1 protein-coding gene is annotated in these 1,064 nt (G+C 50.5%); it reads right to left on the bottom strand.

Annotated elements, in window-relative coordinates; all coding sequences use genetic code 11:
* Positions 1 to 1,064 (bottom strand): FAD-dependent oxidoreductase (locus R7E42_RS25465; protein WP_318073303.1); only part of this gene is annotated, 1,064 nt, incomplete at both ends.

Here is a 1,064-nt window from a genome sequence, read left to right as displayed (position 1 = left end):
CGAGTCGTTAGAAAGCGCTCAACACTCATTGCTGCTTTGCGACCTAATGCCATCGCTTCAATCACGATGTTACCGCCACACGCGTCACCAGCTACGAAGACGTCTTCTAGGCTAGAAGCTAACGTTTGTTTATCGACTACGTAACGGCCGCCGCGAGTTTGCTCTAGTGCACCGTCAGTAATATCTGCCACGATTTGACCCGTAGCGAAAACAACGGTATCCACAGAGATGGTTTTACTTTCTTCGCTGTACTGAGGTGCAAAGTTGCCTTGCTCATCAAAGATAGACAGGACTTTCTTGATAGTGATGCCGGTTACTTTGCCGTTCTCATGTTCAATAGCGACTGGGCCCCAACCTGCGTTGAACTCAACACCTTCTTCTAGCGACTCGTCGATTTCGATTTGGCTTGCAGGTAGGTTTTCAAGGCTCTCAAGTGAACATTGGTAAACGTCGCTTGCACCGATACGCCATGAAGAGCGTGCACAGTCCATTGCAACGTCACCACCGCCGATAACCATCACTCGTTTACCTGCACGTGGAAATTGGCGAGTTTCAGAAATCTCTTTTAGGTATTCAACCGCAGAGAACACGCCATCGTTGTCATGACCCGGCAGAGGGATGATCGAACCGACGTGTGCACCGTGAGCCAGAATCACAGCATCATGTTCGCTACGTAGAGTGTCGAAGCTAATGTCTTTGCCGATCTCAACGCCGAACTGAGTTTTGATCCCCAGCATCGCTAAGTAGCTGTATTCGAAATCGATAACATCACGCGGTAGACGGTATTCAGGGATACCCACACGCATCATGCCGCCGTATACGTCTAGCTTTTCGTAAATCGTTACTTCGTGGCCTTGACGACGAAGCTCAATAGCGGCTTGCGCGCCAGCAGGGCCAGCACCAACGATTGCGATGTGCTTGTTGGTTAGGGGCGCAATGTTAAGATCCCAGTGATCTTGGTTATCCAGTTTTTCGGCGACGAAGCGTTTGATGCCCGCTACGCTGATCGGCTGGCCGAATTCAGTGTTACGACGACAAGAAGCCTCACAAGGGTGTGCACAGAT

Origin of the sequence: Vibrio sp. Vb1337, from assembly GCF_033338715.1 — a bacterium.
GTDB classification, from domain to species: Bacteria; Pseudomonadota; Gammaproteobacteria; order Enterobacterales; family Vibrionaceae; genus Vibrio; species Vibrio alginolyticus.
This window is presented reverse-complemented; position numbering and strand designations above follow the sequence as displayed.